This is a genomic window from Pseudomonas sp. FBCC-B545, assembly GCF_059134095.1.
This window is the reverse complement of sequence record NZ_CP101441.1, coordinates 2,341,285-2,361,608: the sequence shown is the minus strand read 5'-3', so window position 1 is coordinate 2,361,608 and position 20,324 is coordinate 2,341,285. Positions and strand designations below refer to the sequence as shown.

Below are 20,324 nucleotides of genomic sequence, written 5' to 3'. Positions count from 1 at the left end.
AACCCAACTTGAACCCGCACCGCTTATATAAGCTGCTGATGTTATTCAACTTTCAGATTGCATCCTGATAACTGTCCACGTTAAGCAGGCTCCATAACGGGAAGTTATCCGAAGCGTTCGGACTCAATCTGGTGCAACACAATTATTTTTATTTTCCGACGCCGTCAAGAGGCATATCTCAAGCGCCTGATTTGCAATAAGAAATGTTGCTTATAAGCAGAACCTGTCAAGTGCGTCAAAACGGTGAGGCAATGCTACATTTTGGTGAATTTATAATTTTTACCATATAAATCAGCAGTTTAATGTCAGAAAAAGCTGAGGAAAAATCTTCTTGCCCAATCCAAAAACTCGGGCTAGTTTCTATTCCTGTCACCGATGACAGGAATTAACCGACCATCGGCATGCAGCATTACAACACTTAGAACTGGCACAAGCCGGTCAAGCCTGTGAGGAACTCGACATGTCGCTGTTGATCCGTGGCGCCACCGTTATTACCCATGATGAAAGTTACCGCGCCGATGTTTTATGCGCAGGCGGTCTAATTCGCGCCATTGGCACGGATCTGGATATACCCGCCGGCACTGAAATACTCGATGGCAGCGGCCAATACCTGATGCCGGGCGGCATCGACCCCCACACCCATATGCAACTACCCTTCATGGGCACCGTGGCCAGTGAAGACTTTTTCAGTGGTACGGCGGCGGGTCTGGCCGGTGGCACCACATCGATCATCGACTTCGTGATTCCCAACCCGCAGCAATCGCTGATGGAAGCGTTTCACCAGTGGCGCGGCTGGGCAGAGAAGTCCGCCTCCGACTACGGCTTTCATGTGGCAATCACCTGGTGGAGCGAACAGGTACGCGAAGAAATGGCCGAGTTGGTCAGCCATCACGGCATCAACAGCTTCAAGCATTTCATGGCCTACAAAAACGCGATCATGGCTGCCGACGACACCCTGGTGGCCAGCTTCGAGCGCTGCCTGGAGCTGGGCGCGGTGCCCACCGTGCATGCCGAAAACGGCGAGTTGGTGTACCACCTGCAACGCAAGCTGATGGCCCAGGGCATCACCGGGCCGGAAGCGCATCCGCTGTCGCGTCCATCCCAGGTGGAAGGCGAAGCGGCCAGCCGGGCGATTCGTATTGCCGAAACCATCGGTACTCCGCTGTACCTGGTACATGTGTCGACCAAGGAAGCGCTGGATGAAATCACCTATGCCCGGGGCAAGGGCCAGGCGGTCTACGGCGAGGTGCTCGCCGGCCACTTGTTGCTGGATGACAGCGTCTACCAGCACCCCGACTGGCAGACCGCCGCCGGCTATGTGATGAGCCCGCCGTTCCGCCCACGCGGGCACCAGGAGGCTCTATGGCACGGCCTGCAATCGGGCAACCTGCACACCACCGCCACCGACCATTGCTGCTTCTGCGCCGAACAAAAAGCCGCCGGGCGTGACGATTTCAGCAAGATTCCCAACGGCACCGCCGGCATCGAAGACCGCATGGCGCTGCTGTGGCACGAAGGCGTCAACACAGGGCGCCTGTCGATGCAGGAGTTCGTTGCGCTGACCTCCACCAACACCGCGAAGATCTTCAACCTCTACCCGCGCAAAGGCGCGGTGCGCGTAGGTGCCGACGCCGACCTGGTGCTGTGGGATCCGCAAGGCACGCGGACGATTTCCGCCAAGACCCACCACCAGCAGGTCGACTTCAACATCTTCGAAGGCAAGACCGTACGCGGCGTGCCGAGCCATACCATCAGCCAGGGCAAGCTGGTCTGGGCCGATGGCGACCTGCGCGCCGAACGTGGCGCCGGGCGCTATGTGGAGCGGCCGGCGTATCCGTCGGTGTTTGAGCAGTTGAGCAAGCGGGCGGAGCATTCCAGGCCGGTTGCTGTGAAGCGCTGAAACCGCCATCGGGGGACAAGTCGAATCGTCGCACCGCCCCTCCCACATTTGATCGGGTTCACATAGATCCAGTGTGGGAGGGGACTTGCCCCCGATGAGGCCAGTACAGCCAACAAAAATGCCCACATAGAGGCAATCCAAAAAAACCGTGAGGCCACCACCGTGATCCAGACCCTGACCCACCTCCCCCACCCCCGCGAAGACGGGGCCACCCTCGCCAGCCAATTCACCGACCTGGCACCGCCCCTCAACGCCCGCCAGGCCCAACTGGAAGCCTCGCGCTGCCTGTACTGCTACGACGCGCCTTGTGTGAATGCGTGCCCCAGTGAGATCGACATTCCGTCGTTCATCCGCAATATCCACACCGACAACGTCCAGGGTGCCGCGCAGAAAATCCTTTCGGCCAACATCCTCGGCGGCAGTTGCGCCCGGGTCTGCCCGACGGAGATCCTCTGCCAGCAAGCCTGCGTGCGTAACAACGCCGAAGAATGCGCCCCGGTGCTGATCGGCCTGCTGCAGCGCTACGCCATCGACAACGCGCACTTCAGCGCACACCCGTTCCAGCGCGCCGCACCCACCGGCAAACGCATCGCCGTAGTCGGCGCCGGGCCAGCGGGCCTGGCCTGTGCCCATCGTGCCGCATTGCACGGCCATGACGTGGTGATTTTCGAAGCCCGGGAAAAAGCCGGTGGCCTGAACGAATACGGGATCGCCAAGTACAAACTGGTGGATGATTTTGCCCAGAAGGAACTGGATTTCCTCCTGCAGATCGGCGGCATCGAAATCCGCCACGGCCAGCGCCTGGGCGACAACCTGAGCTTGAGCGAACTGCACCAACAGTTCGATTCGGTGTTCCTCGGCCTTGGCCTGGCGGCCAGCAAACAGCTCGGCTTACCCCACGAAGAGGCCCCGGGCCTACTCGCCGCCACCGACTACATCCGCGAACTGCGCCAGGCCGATGACCTCAGCAAATTGCCCCTGGCCGACCGCTGCATCGTACTCGGCGCCGGCAATACCGCCATCGACATGGCCGTGCAAATGGCCCGCCTCGGTGCCCGGGATGTGAACCTTGTGTACCGCCGCGGCCTGGCAGACATGGGCGCGACCCACCACGAACAGGACATCGCCAAAGCCAATCAGGTGCGGTTGTTGACCTGGGCCCAGCCCGAAGAAGTGTTGCTCGATGATCAGGGACGCGTACGCGGCATGCGTTTCGCCCGCACCCGCCTGGACAACGGGCGCCTGCAGCCCACTGGCGAAACCTTCGAGCTGGCCGCCGACGCGATTTTCAAGGCCATCGGCCAAGGGTTTGACGGCGACGCGTTGCACGACCCATTGGCCCAGCAACTGCACCGCGTGGGCGAGCGCATCTTCGTCGACGAACAGCTGCGAACCAGCATCCCTGGCGTGTATGCCGGCGGTGATTGCGTCAGCCTCGGCCAGGACCTCACCGTCCAGGCCGTGCAACATGGCAAGCTGGCCGCCGAGGCCATGCACGCCCAACTCATGCTGAATGTGGAGGCTGCGTAATGGCCGATCTCTCGATTGTATTCGCCGGTATCAAGGCCCCCAATCCATTCTGGCTGGCCTCCGCGCCCCCCACCGACAAAGCCTATAACGTGGTCCGCGCCTTCGAAGCCGGCTGGGGCGGCGTGGTGTGGAAAACCCTGGGGGAAGACCCCGCGGCGGTCAACGTGTCGTCGCGTTACTCGGCGCATTACGGCGCCAATCGCGAAGTGCTGGGCATCAACAATATCGAACTGATCACCGACCGTTCCCTGGAGATCAACCTACGGGAAATCACCCAGGTCAAAAAGGACTGGCCCGACCGTGCGCTGATCGTGTCGCTGATGGTGCCATGCGTTGAAGAATCCTGGAAAAACATCCTGCCCCTGGTGGAGGCCACCGGCTGCGACGGCATTGAACTGAACTTCGGCTGCCCCCACGGCATGCCCGAACGCGGCATGGGCGCCGCCGTCGGCCAGGTGCCGGAGTATGTGGAGCAAGTAACTCGCTGGTGCAAGACGTATTGCTCGCTGCCGGTGATCGTCAAGCTCACGCCGAACATCACCGACATCCGCGTGGCGGCGCGGGCGGCGTATCGCGGCGGTGCGGATGCGGTGTCGCTGATCAACACCATCAACTCCATTACCAGCGTGGATCTGGAACGCATGGTCGCCCTGCCGATGGTCGGTACCCAGAGTACCCATGGCGGTTACTGCGGCTCGGCAGTGAAGCCGATTGCCTTGAACATGGTGGCTGAAATTGCCCGTGATCCACAGACCCAGAGCCTGCCGATCTGCGGTATCGGCGGTATCGGCAACTGGCGCGATGCCGCGGAATTCGTCGCTTTGGGTTGCGGCGCGGTACAGGTGTGCACGGCGGCAATGCTGCATGGCTTCAGGATTGTGGACGAGATGAAGGACGGGCTGTCGCGGTGGATGGACAGCCAGGGTTACACCAGTCTGCAGGCATTTTCGGGGCGGGCCGTGGGTAACACTACAGACTGGAAGTACCTGGATATCAACTACCAGGTCATCGCCAAGATTGACCAGGCGGCGTGTATCGGCTGTGGGCGTTGCCACATTGCTTGTGAGGATACTTCGCACCAGGCGATCGCCAGTTTGAAGCAGGCAGATGGCACGCATAAGTACGAAGTGATTGATGATGAGTGCGTGGGCTGCAACCTGTGCCAGATCACCTGCCCGGTGGCGGACTGTATCGAGATGGTGCCGATGGACACCGGCAAGCCGTTTTTGAATTGGACGCACGACCCACGCAATCCTTATCGCGAGGCTGTGTAGGCCTTTTAGACCGCTATCGGGGGCAAGCCCCCTCCCACAGTGGATCTATGTGAATCTGATCAAATGTGGGAGGGGGCTTGCCCCCGATGAGGCCCTCAGCCTCACGACAAGACTCAAGGCTCCAACCCAATCCCCCGCAAAATCACACTGGTCACGGTCTGGATCGCCTTCTCGAACTGCATGTCCGACAACGGCTGGTGGTCGTTCAGGATCTTCACCTGATGATCAAAGTCGGCATAGTGCTGGGTCGAGGCCCAGATCATATACAGCAGGCTCGAAGGCTCCACCGGCAGGATGCGTTTGTCTTCCACCCACTGGCGAATCTTCGCCTCCTTCATCTTGGCCCAGTCGTACAGGCTTTCATCCAACGCCTCGCCGAGGGTTGGCGCGCCGTGGATGATTTCATTGGCCCAGACCTTGGAGCCATAGGGTCGCGTCCGCGAGCGCTGCATCTTGGCGCGGATATAACTGCTGAGCACCACCCGCGGGTCGTCGAAGGTCTCGAAGCTCAGAGCGTCCTGCTTCCACAGCTCGAGCAGGTCGAACAGCACCGCGCTGTACAGCTCGCTCTTGGTGGTGAAGTAGTAATGCAGGTTAGAGCGCGGCAGTTGCACCTCTTCGGCGATGTCGGCCATGGCGGTGCTGCCATAGCCTTTTTCAGCGAAGACTTTTTCTGCGGCCAACAGGATTTTCTCGACGTTGACTCGACGAATTCCACTCTTGTGATTGCCCATAAGGGCTCCCTGACAACAACACGGCCTAAAGACTACCATCGGCTCTAGATCGGGGCGACAGGCGCGGTGCAAACTTCGTACACTGCTTGTCCTTCCCATTGATTGGTATTGAACAATGTTGATCAAGAAAGCCCTGACCACCGTCACTTTGCTGGCATCCCTGCTGGGCGCTTCGGCAGCGTTTGCCCACGCCCACCTCAAGAGTGCAGAACCAGCGGCCGACAGCAGCGTCGCCGCGCCGAAAGACCTGCGCCTGACCTTTACCGAGGGCGTCGAAGCCACCTTTACCAAAGTATCCCTGAGCAAGGACGGCACCGAAATCGCCATCAAGGGCCTGGAAACCCCGGACGCCGACAAAAAAGTCCTGGTGGTGACTCCCGCTGCACCGCTCGCGGCAGGCAATTACAAAGTGGTATGGAACGCGGTGTCGGTCGACACCCACAAGAGCAACGGTGAATACAGCTTCAAGGTCGGCCAATAACCCATGGCAACGCTGCTGGTGCTGTGCCGCTTCCTGCATTTCGTCGTGGTGCTGTTAATGTTCGGGGCCTGGGTGTTCAGGCCCTGGCTGCTCGGCACTCAAAGGCAGCCGGCACTGGACCGGCAATTGCTGCGCATCACCCGTGGCCTGGCCTGGGTGGGGCTCGGTTCCGGCCTGGCGTGGTTGCTGCTGATCACCGCCAGCATGGCGGGCAGTTGGGACGCAGCGCTGCAACCGGCCACCGTCCAACTGGTGCTGGGCAAAACCTTCTTCGGCCAAGTGTGGACCTGGCATCTGCTGCTGAGCCTGCTGCTGGTGATCGCGCTGATCAAGCCCTGGCCAGCCTTGCGCTTACCGCTGATCAGCCTGCTGCTGGTGACCCTGGCACCTGTGGGCCACGGCGCCATGCTCGACGGGCTGAGTGGGCAATTATTGATCCTTAATCAGGTGGTGCACCTGGTGTGTGTAGGCGCCTGGCTGGGTGGTTTGCTGTTGTTGGTGCTGATCCTCAAGCGTCCGCAGGACCACCGGCTGGAGCCTGTGCTGCGACGCTTCAGCGGCGTCGGTTATGGCTTGGTCGCCGGCTTGCTGGTAACCGGCTTGATCAACGTGCGCGTACTCACCGGGCAACTATGGCCCACGCCGTTGTTCAGTGGTTTTGCCCTGATTCTGTTGATCAAGGTGATGCTGGTACTGGGCATGTTGACGCTGGCGCTGCTGAACCGGTTGCGCCTTGATCGCTGCGAGCAGCGGCTGTGCAGCTTGAAGGCCAGTGTGATGGTGGAGTGGCTGCTGGGGGTCTGCGCTGTGGCCGCCGTTTCACTCCTTGGCACCCTGCCGCCGATGGTCCTGGCGGGATAAAAAACCAAGTCTGACTCGGTCAAATGTGGGAGGGGGCTTGCTCCCGATAGCGGTGTAGCAGTCATATCATCTGTGACTGATACACCGCTATCGGGAGCAAGCCCCCTCCCACATTGACCCTGCCCGCTTTAGATCAGGCCATACCCAGTCATCGTATAACTTCTGCTTGACACTCCCCAAAAACCCCGTAAATATCCCGCTCAATGTTGTACGACGACGTATAACAAATAATAAAAACAACAAAAGAAAGGGAGCCTCACTGTGAGTCAATTCGCCCGCAATTGCTCTGCGCGCCTGGGCCTTATCAGCCTCGGTAGCCTGGCCGTCACCCTGCCCCTGGCCGTCCAGGCCGAAGGTTTTATCGACGACGCCAAGGCCACGCTCAACCTGCGCAACGCCTACTTCAACCGCAACTTCACCAACCCGACCAACCCCCAGGGCAAGGCCGAAGAGTGGACGCAGAACTTCATTCTCGACGCCAAGTCGGGCTTTACCCAAGGCACCGTGGGCTTCGGGATCGATGTGCTGGGACTGTATTCGCAAAAACTCGATGGCGGCAAAGGCACCGCCGGTACCCAGTTGCTGCCGGTGCATGACGATGGCCGCCCCGCCGATAACTTCGGCCGCCTGGGCGTGGCGCTGAAGACCAAGCTGTCGAAGACCGAATTGAAGGTGGGCGAATGGATGCCGGTGCTGCCGATCCTGCGTTCCGATGATGGCCGCTCCCTGCCCCAGACCTTCCGTGGCGGCCAGGTCACGTCCAATGAGATTGCCGGCCTGACCCTTTACGGCGGCCAGTTTCGCGGCAACAGCCCGCGCAACGACGCGAGCATGGAAGACATGTTCATGAACGGCAAAGCTGCCTTCACCTCGGACCGTTTCAACTTCGGTGGCGGCGAATACACCTTCAATGACAAACGCACCCAGGTTGGCCTGTGGTACGCCGAACTCACCGATATCTACCAGCAGCAATACCTCAACCTCACCCACAGCCAACCCGTGGGCGACTGGACCCTGGGCGCCAACCTCGGCTTCTTCAACGGCAAGGAAGACGGCAGCGCCCTGGCCGGTGACCTGGATAACAAGACCGTGTCCGCCCTGCTCTCAGCCAGATACAACGGCCACACCTTCTACGTCGGCCTGCAGAAGCTCACCGGCGACAGCGTGTGGATGCGCGTCAACGGCACCAGTGGCGGCACCTTGGCCAACGACAGCTATAACGCCAGCTACGACAACGCCAAGGAAAGATCCTGGCAGTTGCGCCATGACTTCAACTTCGTGGTGCTCGGCGTCCCCGGGCTGACCCTGATGAACCGCTATATCAGTGGCAGTAACGTGCACACCGGGGCGATCACCGATGGCAAGGAATGGGGACGCGAATCGGAGCTGGCCTACACGGTGCAAAGTGGTGCGTTGAAGAACCTCAACGTGCGGTGGCGCAACTCCACCATGCGCCGGGATTTCAGCAATAACGAGTTTGATGAGAACCGGATATTTGTCAGCTATCCGATTTCACTGCTTTAAATGTGCCAGAGCTTTTGTAGGAGCGAGCTTGCTCGCGAGAAACCTATGGGCACCGCGTTTATTCAGTAACCACGCGTTATCGTTAACGTTTTTCGCGAGCAAGCTCGCTCCTACTGGAAGGGCGTTGACAATACAGGGAATCCCTAACACTATTTCAAGATAGTCATACGACAACCTACAACAAAAACTGGAATACCCATGACCACCACCACGCCCGCTCCCTTCAACCGCCTGCTGCTCACTGGCGCTGCCGGTGGCCTCGGCAAAGTCCTGCGCGAACGCATGCGTCCTTACGCCAAGGTCCTGCGCCTGTCGGACATCGCCGACATGGCCGCCGCTGCCGGCGCTCACGAAGAAGTACAGCCCTGCGACCTAGCCGATAAACAAGCCGTGCACCACTTGGTGGAAGGCGTCGACGCCATCCTGCACTTTGGCGGCGTATCGGTGGAGCGTTCCTTCGAAGAAGTCCTCGGCGCCAATATCAGCGGTATTTTCCATATCTACGAAGCCGCCCGCCGCCATGGGGTCAAGCGTGTAATCTTCGCCAGCTCCAACCATGTGATCGGCTTCTACAAGCAGGGCGAACAACTCGACGCCCACTCCCCTCGCCGTCCGGACAGCTACTACGGCCTGTCCAAGTCCTACGGCGAGGACATGGCCAGTTTCTACTTCGACCGCTACGGCATCGAGACCGTGAGCATCCGCATCGGCTCCTCGTTCCCGCAACCGCAGAACCGCCGGATGATGCACACCTGGTTGAGCTTCGATGACCTGACCCAGTTGCTCGAGCGCGCGCTGTATACGCCCAACGTCGGCCACACCGTGGTGTACGGCATGTCGGCGAACCTCGACACCTGGTGGAACAACCGCTACGCCGCGCACCTGGGCTTTGCTCCCAAGGACAGCTCCGAAATGTTCCGCGCCCAGGTCGAAGCCCAGCCACCGGTCGCCGCCGATGACCCGGCCGCGGTCTACCAGGGCGGGGCTTTTTGCGCGGCAGGGCCGTTCGGTGACTGAGTGCACAGCAACCCAAGGGAATGAGTGGCCATGAGCGCTGAATTGATTGTCGACGCCCGCAACGCCGTGGGCGAATGCCCGGTGTGGGTACCCGAAGAAAACGCCTTGTATTGGGTGGATATCCCCAACGGCAGCCTGCAACGCTGGGACGCCGCCACCGGCTACCTCAGCGCGTGGAAGGCCCCACAGATGCTCGCCTGCATCGCACGTACTCAAGCGGGCAACTGGGTGGCAGGCATGGAAACCGGCTTCTTTGAACTGACCACCCATAATGACGGTAGCCTCGACACTACACTCTTGGCCGGTGTCGAACACCCGCGTCCGGACATGCGCCTGAACGATGGTCGCTGTGATCGCCAGGGCCGTTTCTGGGCAGGAAGCATGGTGCTGGACATGGGCTTGAACGTGGCCAAGGGCATTCTTTACCGCTATGCGTCCGGGGCCGCGCCCCACGCGCAACTGGATGGCTTCATCACCCTCAACGGCCTGGCCTTCAGCCCCGATGGCCGCACGATGTACGCCTCGGATTCGCATCCGCAGGTGCAGCAGGTGTGGGCCTTCGACTACGACACCAACACCGGCACGCCCTCCAATCGCCGCGTGTTTATCGATATGAACCACTTCCCCGGCCGCCCCGACGGCGCTGCCGTGGACGCCGAGGGCTGCTATTGGATCTGCGCCAATGACGCCGGGCTGATCCACCGTTTCACCCCCGAGGGCCGCCTGGATCGTTCCCTCAGCGTACCGGTGAAAAAACCCACCATGTGCGCCTTTGGCGGCAGCCGCCTGGACACCCTGTACGTCACCTCGATTCGTGACGATGCGAGCGAACAGTCGGTGTCCGGCGGCGTATTCGCGCTCAACCCGGGCGTCAAGGGACTGGCCGAACCGTACTTCATCCTCTAGCTGTACTGCTGTGCCTTGAATACAACAATAACAAGACAGGAGTGACACCCCATGGACTTCAAACGCACCTTGCTCGCCGCCGCACTCATCACCCTCAGCAGCGCCGCCCACGCGTTGGAAATCAAGTTTGCCGACATCCACCCCGCCGGCTACCCCACCGTGGTCGCCGAAGAAAACATGGGCAAGGCCCTTACCAAAGCGAGCAACGGCGAACTGACCTTCAAGTACTTTCCCGGCGGTGTGCTCGGCTCCGAGAAAGAGGTGGTCGAACAGGCCCAGGTCGGCGCAGTCCAGATGACCCGCGTCAGCCTCGGCATCGTCGGACCGGTGGTGCCGGATGTGAACGTGTTCAACCTGCCGTTTGTGTTCCGTGACCAGGCGCATATGCGCAAGGTCATTGATGGCGAGATCGGCGACGAAATCCTCGCCAAGATCACCGACTCCGAGTTCGGCCTGGTGGCCCTGGCCTGGATGGATGGCGGCACGCGCAACCTCTACACCAAGAAGCCGGTGCGTAAGATCGAAGACCTCAAGGGCATGAAGATCCGTGTGCAAGGCAACCCGCTGTTTATCGACGCCTTCAACGCCATGGGCGCCAACGGCATCGCAATGGACACCGGCGAAATCTTCAGCGCCTTGCAGACCGGGGTCATCGACGGTGCGGAAAACAACCCGCCGACCTTGCTGGAACATAACCACTACCAGAACGCCAAGTACTACACCCTTACCGAGCACCTGATTCTGCCCGAGCCTATCGTGATGTCGAAAATCACCTGGAACAAGCTCACGCCAGCGCAGCAGGACATGGTCAAGCAAGCCGCCAAGGCCGCCCAGGCCGACGAGCGCGTGCTGTGGGACGCCAAGTCCGCCAGCAGCGAAGAGAAACTCAAGAAGGCCGGCGTGGAGTTTATCAGCGTCGACAAAAAACCCTTCTATGATGCCACCGCCCAGGTGCGCGCCAAGTACGGCGCACCTTATGCAGACATGATCAAGCGCATCGACGCCGTTCAATAACCTCCCTGCTCCCTGCATAAGGCCCGGCGCGGTCGGCATCGACGCGCCCGGTCACGGTGAACGCCATGAAGAATCTACTGCTGCGCATCAACGACCGTATCTACATGACCTGCATCTGGGTTGCCGGCCTCTCGGTCCTGGGGGTGGCGCTGATCATTCCCTGGGGCATCTTCGCTCGCTACATCCTCGGCACCGGCTCCAGCTGGCCGGAGCCCACTGCGATCCTGCTGATGCTGGTGTTCACCTTTATCGGCGCCGCCGCCAGTTACCGCGCCGGCGCACATATGTCGGTGGCGATGGTCACCGACCGCCTGCCCCCCGCCCAACGCCGCATCGTCGGCATCTTCTCGCAACTGTTGATGGGCACCATCTGCCTGTTCATGACCCTCTGGGGCACCAAGCTGTGCCTGTCGACCTGGAACCAGTTCATGAGCGCGATCCCCACCCTGCGCGTGGGCATCACCTACATGCCGATCCCCATTGGCGGCCTGCTGACCCTGATCTTTGTGGTGGAAAAACTCCTGCTCGGGGACCAGAGCAACCGGCGCGTTGTGCGCTTCGACCTGGTGGAAGAAAGCGAAGGGGCTGCCTGACTATGGACGCATTGATTCTGTTGGGCAGCTTTATCGCCCTGATCCTGATTGGCATGCCGGTGGCCTACGCCCTCGGGCTGTCGGCGCTGATCGGCGCGTGGTGGATCGACATTCCCTTCCAGGCCTTGATGATCCAGGTGGCGGGCGGGGTGAACAAGTTTTCGCTGATGGCGATTCCGTTCTTCGTGTTGGCCGGCGCAATCATGGCCGAGGGCGGCATGTCGCGGCGCCTGGTGGCGTTTGCCGGGGTGCTGGTGGGCTTTGTGCGTGGCGGCCTGTCCCTGGTCAACATCATGGCCTCGACGTTTTTCGGCGCGATTTCCGGCTCGTCGGTGGCCGATACCGCCTCGGTCGGTTCGGTGCTGATCCCGGAAATGGAACGCCGTGGCTACCCGCGGGAGTTCGCCACGGCGGTGACCGTGAGTGGCTCGGTACAGGCGCTGCTGACGCCGCCCAGTCACAACTCGGTGCTCTACTCCCTGGCTGCCGGCGGCACGGTGTCGATCGCCTCATTGTTCATGGCCGGCGTGGTGCCGGGCCTTTTAATGAGCGCGTGCCTGATGGTGCTGTGCCTGATCTTCGCAAAAAAGCGCAACTACCCCAAGGGCGAAGTCATCCCGCTCAAGCAGGCGCTGAAAATCTGCGCTGATGCGCTCTGGGGCCTGATGGCCATGGTGATTATCCTTGGCGGCATCTTGTCAGGCATCTTCACCGCCACCGAGTCCGCGGCCATCGCGGTGCTGTGGGCGTTCTTCGTCACCATGTTCATCTACCGCGACTACAAGTGGAGCGAGCTGCCCAAGCTGATGCACCGCACGGTGCGCACCATTTCCATCGTGATGATCCTCATCGCCTTCGCCGCCAGCTTCGGCTACATCATGACCCTGATGCAGATCCCAGCGAAGATCACCACGCTGTTCCTGACCCTGTCGGACAACCGCTACGTGATCCTGATGTGCATCAACGTCATGCTGCTGTTGCTCGGCACGGTAATGGACATGGCGCCGCTGATCCTGATCCTCACGCCGATCCTGATGCCGGTGATCCTCGGCATCGGCGTTGACCCGGTGCACTTCGGCATGATCATGCTGGTCAACCTCGGCATTGGCTTGATCACGCCTCCAGTGGGCGCGGTATTGTTCGTCGGCGCGGCGGTGGGCAAGGTCAGCATCGAGAAAACCGTGACCGCCCTGCTGCCGTTCTATGCGGTGCTGTTTCTGGTGTTGATCGCCGTCACCTACATCCCGGCGTTGTCGTTGTGGTTGCCGCACTTGGTGCTGTAACCCGAACGTCAGAACAGAGGTGAGCAAATGTGGGAGGGGGCTTGCTCCCGATTGCGGTGTGACAGTCACTACAGATATGACTGATCCACTGCTATCGGGAGCAAGCCCCCTCCCACATTTTGCTCTGCACTGTGTCAGTGTCAGGGCGGTGAGTTTTTGAGGCGCCCGGCAGTATCGATACTCACCACCACCGACAACCCCGGCCGCAACCGCTCACTCTCGGCCTGATCCGGATCCACGGTAATCCTCACTGGCACGCGCTGGGCGATCTTGACGAAGTTGCCGGTGGCGTTGTCGGCCTGCAACAGGCTGAACTCGGACCCGGTTGCCGGTGAGATGTGCTGCACCGTGCCATGGAATTTGCGATGGTTCAGCGCGTCCACGGTGAAGGTCACCGGCTGGCCCACCTGCACATTGTCCATCTGGGTTTCTTTCATATTGGCGATCACCCACAGCTGCTTGGGCACCAGGGCCATCAATTGCGCGCCGGAATTGACGTAGGCCCCCAGACGCACGCCGATCTGCCCGAGCTGGCCGTCGCGGGGGGCGGTGATGCGGGTGTTGGACAAATCGATCCGTGCCAGCTCCACCGCCGCCTCGGCACTCGCCACTGCTGCCTCCAGGGAGCCGCGATTGACGATGACGGTCTGCAGGTCCTGGCGGGCAATTTCCAGGCTGGCCTGGGCCTGGGCCACGGCGGCGATGGTCTGGGCATTGGCGGCGCGGGTCACGTCCAGCTCGCGCTTGGACACAGAGCCGTCGCTGATCAGTTCTTCGTTGCGGCGCAAGTCAGCGGTGCTTTTGCGCGCCTGGGCCTGGCTATCGACCAACGCGGCCTGGCGCAGCTTGATAGTTGCTTCGGCGCTGTTGCGTTGCTGCACCACATTGGCCAGCGACGCCTTCTGCACCGCCAGTTGCGCCAGGGCCTGGTCCAGGCGCTGCTTATAAATACGGTCGTCCAGGCGCACCAGCAGATCACCGGCCTTCACATACTGGAAGTCCTGCACCGGCACTTCGAATACATAGCCGCTGAGCTGCGGGCCGATAATCGTCACCTGCCCGCGCACAAGGGCATTCTCGGTGGTCTCCACCGCGCTGCTGAACGGTGGCAACTGCCAGGCATACAGCACGATCAACACACCGATGATGGCAATCGCGGCAAAGCCCAGGGACGAGACGATACGCACCCGCAGGGAACGCGGCTCAGTCACCGTGGCGCCGGGGGGCGTGGTGCCTTCCGGGGTCGCGGCGATGGCGTTGGTGGTCGTGGTGGTAGAAGTCGGTTCGGTCATGAAGAAGCGCCGCTGGGTTGAACGGGAGGGGTTGCTGCCTTAGTGGTGCTCATCAGCCACAAGCTGCGGGTAAAGATCCAGAGCATGGTCAGGATCGCGATAATCGCGATCAGCATGAAGACATCGTTGTAGGCCATTACGTTCGCCTCACGGGTGGCCGCCGTGGCCAGGCTGCGAATACCCATGAGGTTGCGCAACTCCGGGTCGGCGACGATCCCGCCATAGGCCGAACCGCCGCTCTGCACCCGCGCCGCTACACGTGGATCGATCAGGGTCAGGTGCTCGACGATCATGCTCGAGTGATATTTCTCGCGCACGATCTGGAAGGTGCCGAGCAAGGCCGCGCCGATCAGGCCGCCGAGGTTCTGGCAGATCCCGAACATCACCGAGAAACTCACCAGGTTGCGTGGGTTGGTCAGTACGTTTTTAGTGCCCAGTACCATGGTCGGCCCAAGGAAGAACGTGCCGCCAAAGCCTAGCAGGAACTGGCTGATGTAGAGGTTTTGCGGACGAGTCAGGTTGCTGGAGAAACTGTCCATCACCGAGCCTGTGGCCATCAGCGCCAGGGAAATCACCAGGGGCATCAGCAGGTGCGCCGGGTTGATCGTCAACGCGCTGACCGCCAGCCCGGCAATCGCGCCGGCCAGCATCACCACATACAGGGTGTGCATCTGCTGGTAGCTCATGTTGAGCATTTGCATGAACCCCACCGCACCGGTGGATTGCTCGGACAGCACCATGCGAATGAGCACAACCGCCAAGGCCAGGCGAATCATCGCGCCGCTGCCCAGCCAGCGCGTCATCAGCATCGGGTTGCTGCGGTTATGCTCGATGGCCAGCCCCGTCATGATCAGCACCAGGGAACAGGCCGAGGCCACGCCGATCCAGGGTGCTTCCAGCCACCAGTCGATACGCCCCAACGACAGCACCGCGCAGAGCAAGGCCACGCCGCTGGCGAGGATGGCGAAGGTGAGAAAATCGAGTTTTTCAAAGGTCTTGAAGCGGTCGCCGGGCGGCAGCTTGAGCAGGAACACACAGCCCAGGCAGATCAAGGCCAGGCCCAATTCGAACAGGTACAACCCGCGCCATTCGGCGATCTGCAGCAAGTCTTCAGAGAACAATCGCGCCAACGGTAACGCAAGCTGCGCGGTGCCCAAGCCGAGCACCAGGGCTTTCAAACGCCACTTCGCCGGGAACGCCTGGATCATGTAGTACAGGCCCAGTGAACTCAGTGCCGCACCGACCATGCCATGGGCGGCGCGCACGGCGATAGCCGAGTTGAGGTCGTTGACAAACAAATGCCCGAAGGTCACCAGCGCATAGAGCACCAGGAACACCTCGGTAAACGCGCGCAGGCCGAACTGCTGGCGAAACTTCACCAGCAGCAGGTTCATGCACACGTTGGTCATTACATAGGCGGCCGGCAGCCAGGCCATTTCCGCAGTGGTCGCGCCGAGGGCGCCTTGCAGGTATTGCAGGTTGGCGATGACCAGGGCGTTGCCCAGGCCACCGGTGATCGCCACCAGCACTCCGACCATCGCGTACAGCCAGCGCTTGTGGGTAGGGTGCAGCGGCGTCGACGGCGAACCGGGCAGGCTCGGGCGCTCGTGGGGCTGCCAGCTGTGGGGGGTGTATTTGTCCATTCGGTGACCTAGATGACCCGACGGGTGAAGTCGGTAAAACCATTACTCAGGCACAGTAAACCTGAGCGGCGGTCATCTTGCCATCTCGGACGTATCGGTAAGCCCCCATCCAGCCAGTCACACGCTGCTTTCTGTGCTCGACGACATGCGCATTCCAATCAGATCCAACCGAGCCAACTCCAATAAGTGGCCGCAAACACTAACATCAACCCGTAACCAATCAACGTCACCAGGATCCCCACCTTGGCAAACTGCCGCGCCGTAAACGTTCCGGTGCCCAAACACACCATATTCTGCGGCGCATTGATCGGCAGGATAAACCCGTAGCTCATCACAAACCCCAGCAGCATCGTCATCCCCAACCGATTGAACTCCGCCGGCAAGGTCTGCAACACCGCGATCAATATAGGCAGCAACGCCGAGGTCAGCGCCGTCGCACTGGCGAACCCCAGGTGGATCACGATCAAAAACGCCGCCAGGATTGCAAACACTCCTAACGGCCCGACAAGGCCCAACCCGGTATGCGTCACCACCTGCGAGCCCAGCCATTGCCCAGCCTGGGTGGTCAGCAGTGCGGTACCCAGGCTGATACCCACGCCGAACACAATCACAGTGCCCCACGGGATGCGCGACTGCACATCCTTCCAAGTCATCACACCGATGCCCGGCAGCAGCAAGAAGACCAGACCTGCATAGGTCGTCGAAGTGGTGTCAAACGCGTGCAGGCGGCCTTCGGTGGCCCAGGCCAGCAACAGCAACACCGAGACCGCCAACAGGCGCTTCTGCGGTCCGGTCATCGGGCCGATGTCCACCAACGATTGGGCCACCGCTTCCTTGCCGCCAGGAATGCTGTCGGTTTCCGGCGGCAGCAACTTGATCACCAGCAACAGCAATACCGCCGACATGATCACTGCCCACGGCGCGCCGGCGATCAGCCAGTCGATCCATGACACGCGCTGGCCGAGCATCTTGTCCATAAAGCCCACGGTCAGCAGGTTCTGTGCAGCGGCGGTCTGAATCCCGACGTTCCAGATGCTGGTGCCCTGGGCCACCACGATCATCAGCCCAGCGGCGATGTTCGAGCGTTTGTCGACGCCAAACGCGGCGACCACTCCCATCATGATCGGCACCACGCAGGCACTGCGCGCCGTGGCGCTGGGTACAACGAGGCTGAGCAGGATAGTCACCGCAATCGCCCCCAGCAAAATACCGCGCGTGCTGGTGCCGACCCGGGTCAGGGTCACCAGGGCGATGCGCCGGTCCAGGCCCGTGTGGGTCATGGCCGCAGCTATGAACAACGCTCCCGCCACCAACGCCAGCGCCGGATTGGAGAAGCCAGTGAGCGCCATGCTGATGGCCGGGCTGGAGCCGATCAGGTGCGTGGGATCCTGCAGCGACGGCGCAGTGCCCAGCAGAAACGCCATGAGCGAGGTGATCATGATCGCGCTGGCTTCATAAGACACCGCCTCGGTGATCCACACCACCACGGCAAACGCGAGGATCGCCAGCATGCGATGCCCGGCCACCGGCAGGTCGGCGGGCAGCGGCAACAGCAGGACGCCGACCATCACCAGCACGCCGACCACCAGGCCCAGGGGTAATTTGAAGGATGCCGTGGTTATTGCCGGGGCGCTCATGGGGGGGTCTCCGTCGGCCTGTTAATCAGGCAGACACCATGGACCCATTCGCCGCAGCAGGTGTTGACGGGCATCAACGCACCATGCCGCCGCCCTCACCCGAAGAGATTCAGCGCAATGCGTTAGCCAGCATTCCAACCGCGACCACCACACACAGGCTGGCAAAACCCACCTGCAAGCTGCGTGCAGGAATCACCGAACACAACCGCCGCCCGGCCAGCATGCCGACGATGCTTGCGCCGATAAATACCCAGCCTACAGGCTCGATGCTAACCCCGGCATGAAACGCCCCCACTACGCCGATCAGGGAAAGCAGGCTGACCACCATCAACGAAGTCGCGACGATCCCACGCATTTGCACGTCGGTCAGTTGCTTGAACGCCGGCACGATCAGGAAGCCGCCGCCCACGCCAAGCAACCCCGAGACCGCGCCGGTCACCGCACCCAAAGCAGCCAGGGTGGCCGTGCATTTGGCCGTCCAGGCCAGGCGCCCGGTCTGCTGGTTGAGCATACAGTTCTTCTGGCCCCATGAGGCCGAGCCATGGTCGCTTGGCCCGGCTTCGGCTTTCTCGCGCCGCAACATGCGCCAAGCCACCATCACCATCAAGGCACTGAACAAACCCATCAGCAGTTGCTCCGACAATTGGTGGGCGACGAACACGCCCAGCGGCGAAAACAATGCGCCCAGCAATGCGATCAACAGCGCAGCGCGATAACGCACCAGCCCATGGCGCAAGCCATCAATGGCGCCCACTGCCGCCGCCGCGCCTACTGCGAGCAGCGACACCGGGGCGGCCTGGGTCATGCTCAAGCCCAGCCCCAGCACCAGTGCCGGCACCCCGAGGATGCCGCCGCCGGCGCCGGTCAGGCCCATGACCAGGCCCATCAATACACCCAACACACTGGCCAGCAGCATTCAGTCCACCTTGCTCAGGCGGGTCAGCCACTCGCGGCCCTTGAGCATGCCGTTCCAGTAGAACCACGGCAGCAGCGTGGCCTTGAGGAACCACATGGAGCGGCGCGCCCGGGTCGGGTCGAGGGGAAAGGTCGGCAGCAGCTTGCCGCCGTAGCCGAACTCGGCGAGTACCACCTTGCCCTTCTCCACCGTCAGCGGGCAGGAGCCATAGCCGTCGTACTCGAGCGGCAGCGGCGCCTGTTTGCGCAGGGCCAGCAGGTTCTCGGCCACCACCACGATCTGCTTTCGCACGGCGGCGGCGGTCTTGGCGTTGCTGGTGCCGCACACATCGCCCAGGCCGAAGATGTGCGGGTAGCGCAGGTGCTGCAGGCTTTGGGGGTTCACTTCGCACCAGCCGGCGGCATCGGCCAGCGGGCTCTGGCGGATAAAATCCGGGGCCAGCTGCGGCGGCACGACGTGCAACATATCGAAGGTTTTCTCTTCGACGTTCACGTTGCCTTCGGCGTCCTTCACTTCGAACCAGGCCTTGCGCGCCGGGCCATCGACTTTCACCAGGTTGGAATTGAACGCCAGGCACGCGTTGTATTTCTCGACGTATTTCATCAACGGCGGCACAAAGGTCGGCACGCCGAACAGCGCGGCGCCGGCCAGGTTGAATTCGACGTCGATGTTGTTGAGATTGCCCTGCTTGAGCCAGTGGTCGCACGACAGATACATGGCTTTCTGCGGCGCGCCGGCGCATTTGATCGGCATGGCCGGCTGGGTGAACAGCGCCTTGCCGCCCTTGAGTTGCTGCACCAGTTGCCAGGTATAGGCGGCGTGCTCATAGCTGTAGTTGGAGGTCACGCCGTGGCGGCCGAGGGTGTCCTGCAGGCCCTCGATTTTCTCCCAGGCCAGGCGCAGGCCGGGGCAGACGATCAGGTTGTTCCAGGTCACGCGCTGGCCGCTGTCGAGCACCAGGGTTTGTTCGTCGGGCAGCAGCTCGCTGACGGCGGCCTGTACCCAACTGACGCCGTTGGGCAACACGTCGGCCAGCGGGCGGCGGGTCTTTGCCAGGTCGTAGGCGCCACCGCCCACCAGGGTCCAGGCCGGCTGGTAACAGTGGTAGTCGTTGGGTTCGATCAGGGTGATGTTCAGGTGCGGGTCGCGCTTGAGCAGGCTGGCCACCAGGCCGATGCCTGCCGAGCCGGCGCCGATAACGACGATATCGCCACTGATGGTGGGTCCCCAGTGTTGTTCGGTCATTGTCTACTGCCTTTTTGAGTCAATGCACACAAGGGTCGCTGCCGGATGGCGTCACGCCCAGCTTTTTATGACCGCGCCGCAATACAGGCCGGACAGGGTCTTCATTACTTGAATCACTTCGTGGCTGGCCAGGCCGTAGAAAATGTATTTGCCTTCACGACGGGTTGCGACCAGCCCTTCATCGCGCAGGATGCCCAACTGTTGGGACAGGGTGGGCTGGCGCACGCCAGTCAAGGCTTCGAGCTCGCCGACGTTGCGCTCGCCCTGGGTCAACTGGCACAGGATCAACAGCCGGTCTTCATTGGCCAGGGCCTTGAGCAGGCAGCAGGCCTTGGACGCCGACGCACGCAACTGGGCGACTTCGCCCTCACTCAAGGTAGATTCCATTTGCTTCGGGTCCTTTATGTCACTTAAGCTCAAGACATTATGTTTAAACATAAACTGATTGTAACCACTTTTTTCTTCATCGGGGAC

At 61.3% G+C, this 20,324-nt stretch carries 18 protein-coding genes; 11 read left to right on the top strand and 7 right to left on the bottom strand.

What is annotated here, in order from left to right; genetic code table 11:
* Positions 1-460: 460 nt before the first annotated feature.
* The 3 genes from hydA to preA all read left to right on the top strand — a co-directional run bounded on the left by hydA (position 461) and on the right by preA (position 4,704).
* Positions 461-1,900 carry a dihydropyrimidinase gene (hydA, locus tag NMB39_RS11025; protein WP_046068728.1) on the top strand — a complete coding sequence of 480 codons (1,440 nt, stop codon included), beginning with the start codon at positions 461-463 and terminating at the stop codon, positions 1,898-1,900.
* A 162-nt stretch (positions 1,901-2,062) separates the two neighbouring features.
* Positions 2,063-3,430 (top strand): NAD(P)-dependent oxidoreductase, encoded by a 1,368-nt coding sequence (locus tag NMB39_RS11020; RefSeq protein WP_494339249.1) that lies wholly within the window; start codon positions 2,063-2,065, stop codon positions 3,428-3,430.
* Entirely contained in the window at positions 3,430-4,704 is a 1,275-nt protein-coding gene (gene preA / locus NMB39_RS11015; RefSeq protein ID WP_057025213.1) for an NAD-dependent dihydropyrimidine dehydrogenase subunit PreA, read from the top strand. Before NMB39_RS11020 ends, preA begins: the two co-directional genes overlap by 1 nt.
* Positions 4,705-4,817: 113 nt before the next feature.
* Here preA and NMB39_RS11010 read toward each other — a convergent pair whose 3' ends face one another.
* Positions 4,818-5,438, bottom strand: coding sequence for a TetR/AcrR family transcriptional regulator (locus tag NMB39_RS11010; RefSeq protein ID WP_043048725.1), 621 nt, complete (start codon positions 5,436-5,438; stop codon positions 4,818-4,820).
* A gap of 115 nt (positions 5,439-5,553) precedes the next feature.
* On the opposite strand from NMB39_RS11010, the gene copC reads away from it, so the two are divergent.
* From copC to NMB39_RS10970, 8 genes are all read left to right on the top strand, one after another.
* Positions 5,554-5,919 carry a copper homeostasis periplasmic binding protein CopC gene (gene copC / locus NMB39_RS11005; protein WP_057025212.1) on the top strand — a complete coding sequence of 122 codons (366 nt, stop codon included), beginning with the start codon at positions 5,554-5,556 and terminating at the stop codon, positions 5,917-5,919.
* 3 nt (positions 5,920-5,922) lie between these two features.
* Complete coding sequence (copD, locus tag NMB39_RS11000; protein ID WP_057025211.1) at positions 5,923-6,780, top strand: copper homeostasis membrane protein CopD; 858 nt, start codon at positions 5,923-5,925, stop codon at positions 6,778-6,780.
* A gap of 261 nt (positions 6,781-7,041) precedes the next feature.
* Positions 7,042-8,304 (top strand): OprD family porin, encoded by a 1,263-nt coding sequence (locus NMB39_RS10995; RefSeq protein WP_494339250.1) that lies wholly within the window; start codon positions 7,042-7,044, stop codon positions 8,302-8,304.
* 198 nt (positions 8,305-8,502) lie between these two features.
* Complete coding sequence (locus tag NMB39_RS10990) at positions 8,503-9,321, top strand: NAD-dependent epimerase/dehydratase family protein (protein WP_057025209.1); 819 nt, start codon at positions 8,503-8,505, stop codon at positions 9,319-9,321.
* A gap of 30 nt (positions 9,322-9,351) precedes the next feature.
* Positions 9,352-10,227, top strand: a complete 876-nt coding sequence (locus NMB39_RS10985; RefSeq protein ID WP_494339251.1) for an SMP-30/gluconolactonase/LRE family protein — start codon at positions 9,352-9,354, stop codon at positions 10,225-10,227.
* 51 nt (positions 10,228-10,278) lie between these two features.
* Positions 10,279-11,241 carry a TRAP transporter substrate-binding protein gene (locus NMB39_RS10980; RefSeq protein WP_057013476.1) on the top strand — a complete coding sequence of 321 codons (963 nt, stop codon included), beginning with the start codon at positions 10,279-10,281 and terminating at the stop codon, positions 11,239-11,241.
* A 65-nt stretch (positions 11,242-11,306) separates the two neighbouring features.
* Positions 11,307-11,834 carry a TRAP transporter small permease gene (locus NMB39_RS10975; protein ID WP_043048734.1) on the top strand — a complete coding sequence of 176 codons (528 nt, stop codon included), beginning with the start codon at positions 11,307-11,309 and terminating at the stop codon, positions 11,832-11,834.
* Positions 11,835-11,836: 2 nt separating this feature from the next.
* Complete coding sequence (locus NMB39_RS10970) at positions 11,837-13,117, top strand: TRAP transporter large permease (protein ID WP_043048735.1); 1,281 nt, start codon at positions 11,837-11,839, stop codon at positions 13,115-13,117.
* A gap of 140 nt (positions 13,118-13,257) precedes the next feature.
* Here the strand turns inward: NMB39_RS10970 and NMB39_RS10965 are convergent, their stop codons facing one another.
* From NMB39_RS10965 to NMB39_RS10940, 6 genes are all read right to left on the bottom strand, one after another.
* On the bottom strand, positions 13,258-14,409 hold the full coding sequence (locus NMB39_RS10965) for an HlyD family secretion protein (RefSeq protein WP_043048736.1): 1,152 nt from the start codon (positions 14,407-14,409) through the stop codon (positions 13,258-13,260).
* Entirely contained in the window at positions 14,406-16,052 is a 1,647-nt protein-coding gene (locus NMB39_RS10960; RefSeq protein ID WP_494339252.1) for an MFS transporter, read from the bottom strand. The genes NMB39_RS10965 and NMB39_RS10960 overlap by 4 nt, the downstream gene beginning before the upstream one ends.
* A 158-nt stretch (positions 16,053-16,210) precedes the next feature.
* Entirely contained in the window at positions 16,211-17,689 is a 1,479-nt protein-coding gene (locus NMB39_RS10955; protein ID WP_494339253.1) for a DASS family sodium-coupled anion symporter, read from the bottom strand.
* Between the two features lie 109 nt (positions 17,690-17,798).
* Positions 17,799-18,605: a sulfite exporter TauE/SafE family protein gene (locus NMB39_RS10950; protein WP_494339254.1), complete on the bottom strand. Its 807-nt coding sequence runs from the start codon at positions 18,603-18,605 to the stop codon at positions 17,799-17,801.
* Positions 18,606-19,850, bottom strand: coding sequence for an NAD(P)/FAD-dependent oxidoreductase (locus NMB39_RS10945; RefSeq protein ID WP_494339255.1), 1,245 nt, complete (start codon positions 19,848-19,850; stop codon positions 18,606-18,608).
* A 51-nt stretch (positions 19,851-19,901) separates the two neighbouring features.
* The gene (locus NMB39_RS10940) at positions 19,902-20,237 is read right to left on the bottom strand and encodes an ArsR/SmtB family transcription factor (protein ID WP_043048744.1); all 336 of its coding nucleotides are present in this window, start codon (positions 20,235-20,237) and stop codon (positions 19,902-19,904) included.
* Positions 20,238-20,324 lie beyond the last annotated feature (87 nt).

Coding starts and splice junctions, on each gene's coding strand:
- hydA (WP_046068728.1), top strand. CDS start 461: ATGTCGCTGTTGATCCGTGGCGCCACCGTTATTACCCATGATGAAAGT.
- NMB39_RS10945 (WP_494339255.1), bottom strand. CDS start 19,850: ATGACCGAACAACACTGGGGACCCACCATCAGTGGCGATATCGTCGTT.
- NMB39_RS10965 (WP_043048736.1), bottom strand. CDS start 14,409: ATGACCGAACCGACTTCTACCACCACGACCACCAACGCCATCGCCGCG.
- NMB39_RS10990 (WP_057025209.1), top strand. CDS start 8,503: ATGACCACCACCACGCCCGCTCCCTTCAACCGCCTGCTGCTCACTGGC.
- NMB39_RS10975 (WP_043048734.1), top strand. CDS start 11,307: ATGAAGAATCTACTGCTGCGCATCAACGACCGTATCTACATGACCTGC.
- NMB39_RS10980 (WP_057013476.1), top strand. CDS start 10,279: ATGGACTTCAAACGCACCTTGCTCGCCGCCGCACTCATCACCCTCAGC.
- NMB39_RS10985 (WP_494339251.1), top strand. CDS start 9,352: ATGAGCGCTGAATTGATTGTCGACGCCCGCAACGCCGTGGGCGAATGC.
- NMB39_RS10950 (WP_494339254.1), bottom strand. CDS start 18,605: ATGCTGCTGGCCAGTGTGTTGGGTGTATTGATGGGCCTGGTCATGGGC.
- NMB39_RS10940 (WP_043048744.1), bottom strand. CDS start 20,237: ATGGAATCTACCTTGAGTGAGGGCGAAGTCGCCCAGTTGCGTGCGTCG.
- preA (WP_057025213.1), top strand. CDS start 3,430: ATGGCCGATCTCTCGATTGTATTCGCCGGTATCAAGGCCCCCAATCCA.
- NMB39_RS10955 (WP_494339253.1), bottom strand. CDS start 17,689: ATGAGCGCCCCGGCAATAACCACGGCATCCTTCAAATTACCCCTGGGC.
- NMB39_RS11010 (WP_043048725.1), bottom strand. CDS start 5,438: ATGGGCAATCACAAGAGTGGAATTCGTCGAGTCAACGTCGAGAAAATC.
- copD (WP_057025211.1), top strand. CDS start 5,923: ATGGCAACGCTGCTGGTGCTGTGCCGCTTCCTGCATTTCGTCGTGGTG.
- copC (WP_057025212.1), top strand. CDS start 5,554: ATGTTGATCAAGAAAGCCCTGACCACCGTCACTTTGCTGGCATCCCTG.
- NMB39_RS10970 (WP_043048735.1), top strand. CDS start 11,837: ATGGACGCATTGATTCTGTTGGGCAGCTTTATCGCCCTGATCCTGATT.
- NMB39_RS10960 (WP_494339252.1), bottom strand. CDS start 16,052: ATGGACAAATACACCCCCCACAGCTGGCAGCCCCACGAGCGCCCGAGC.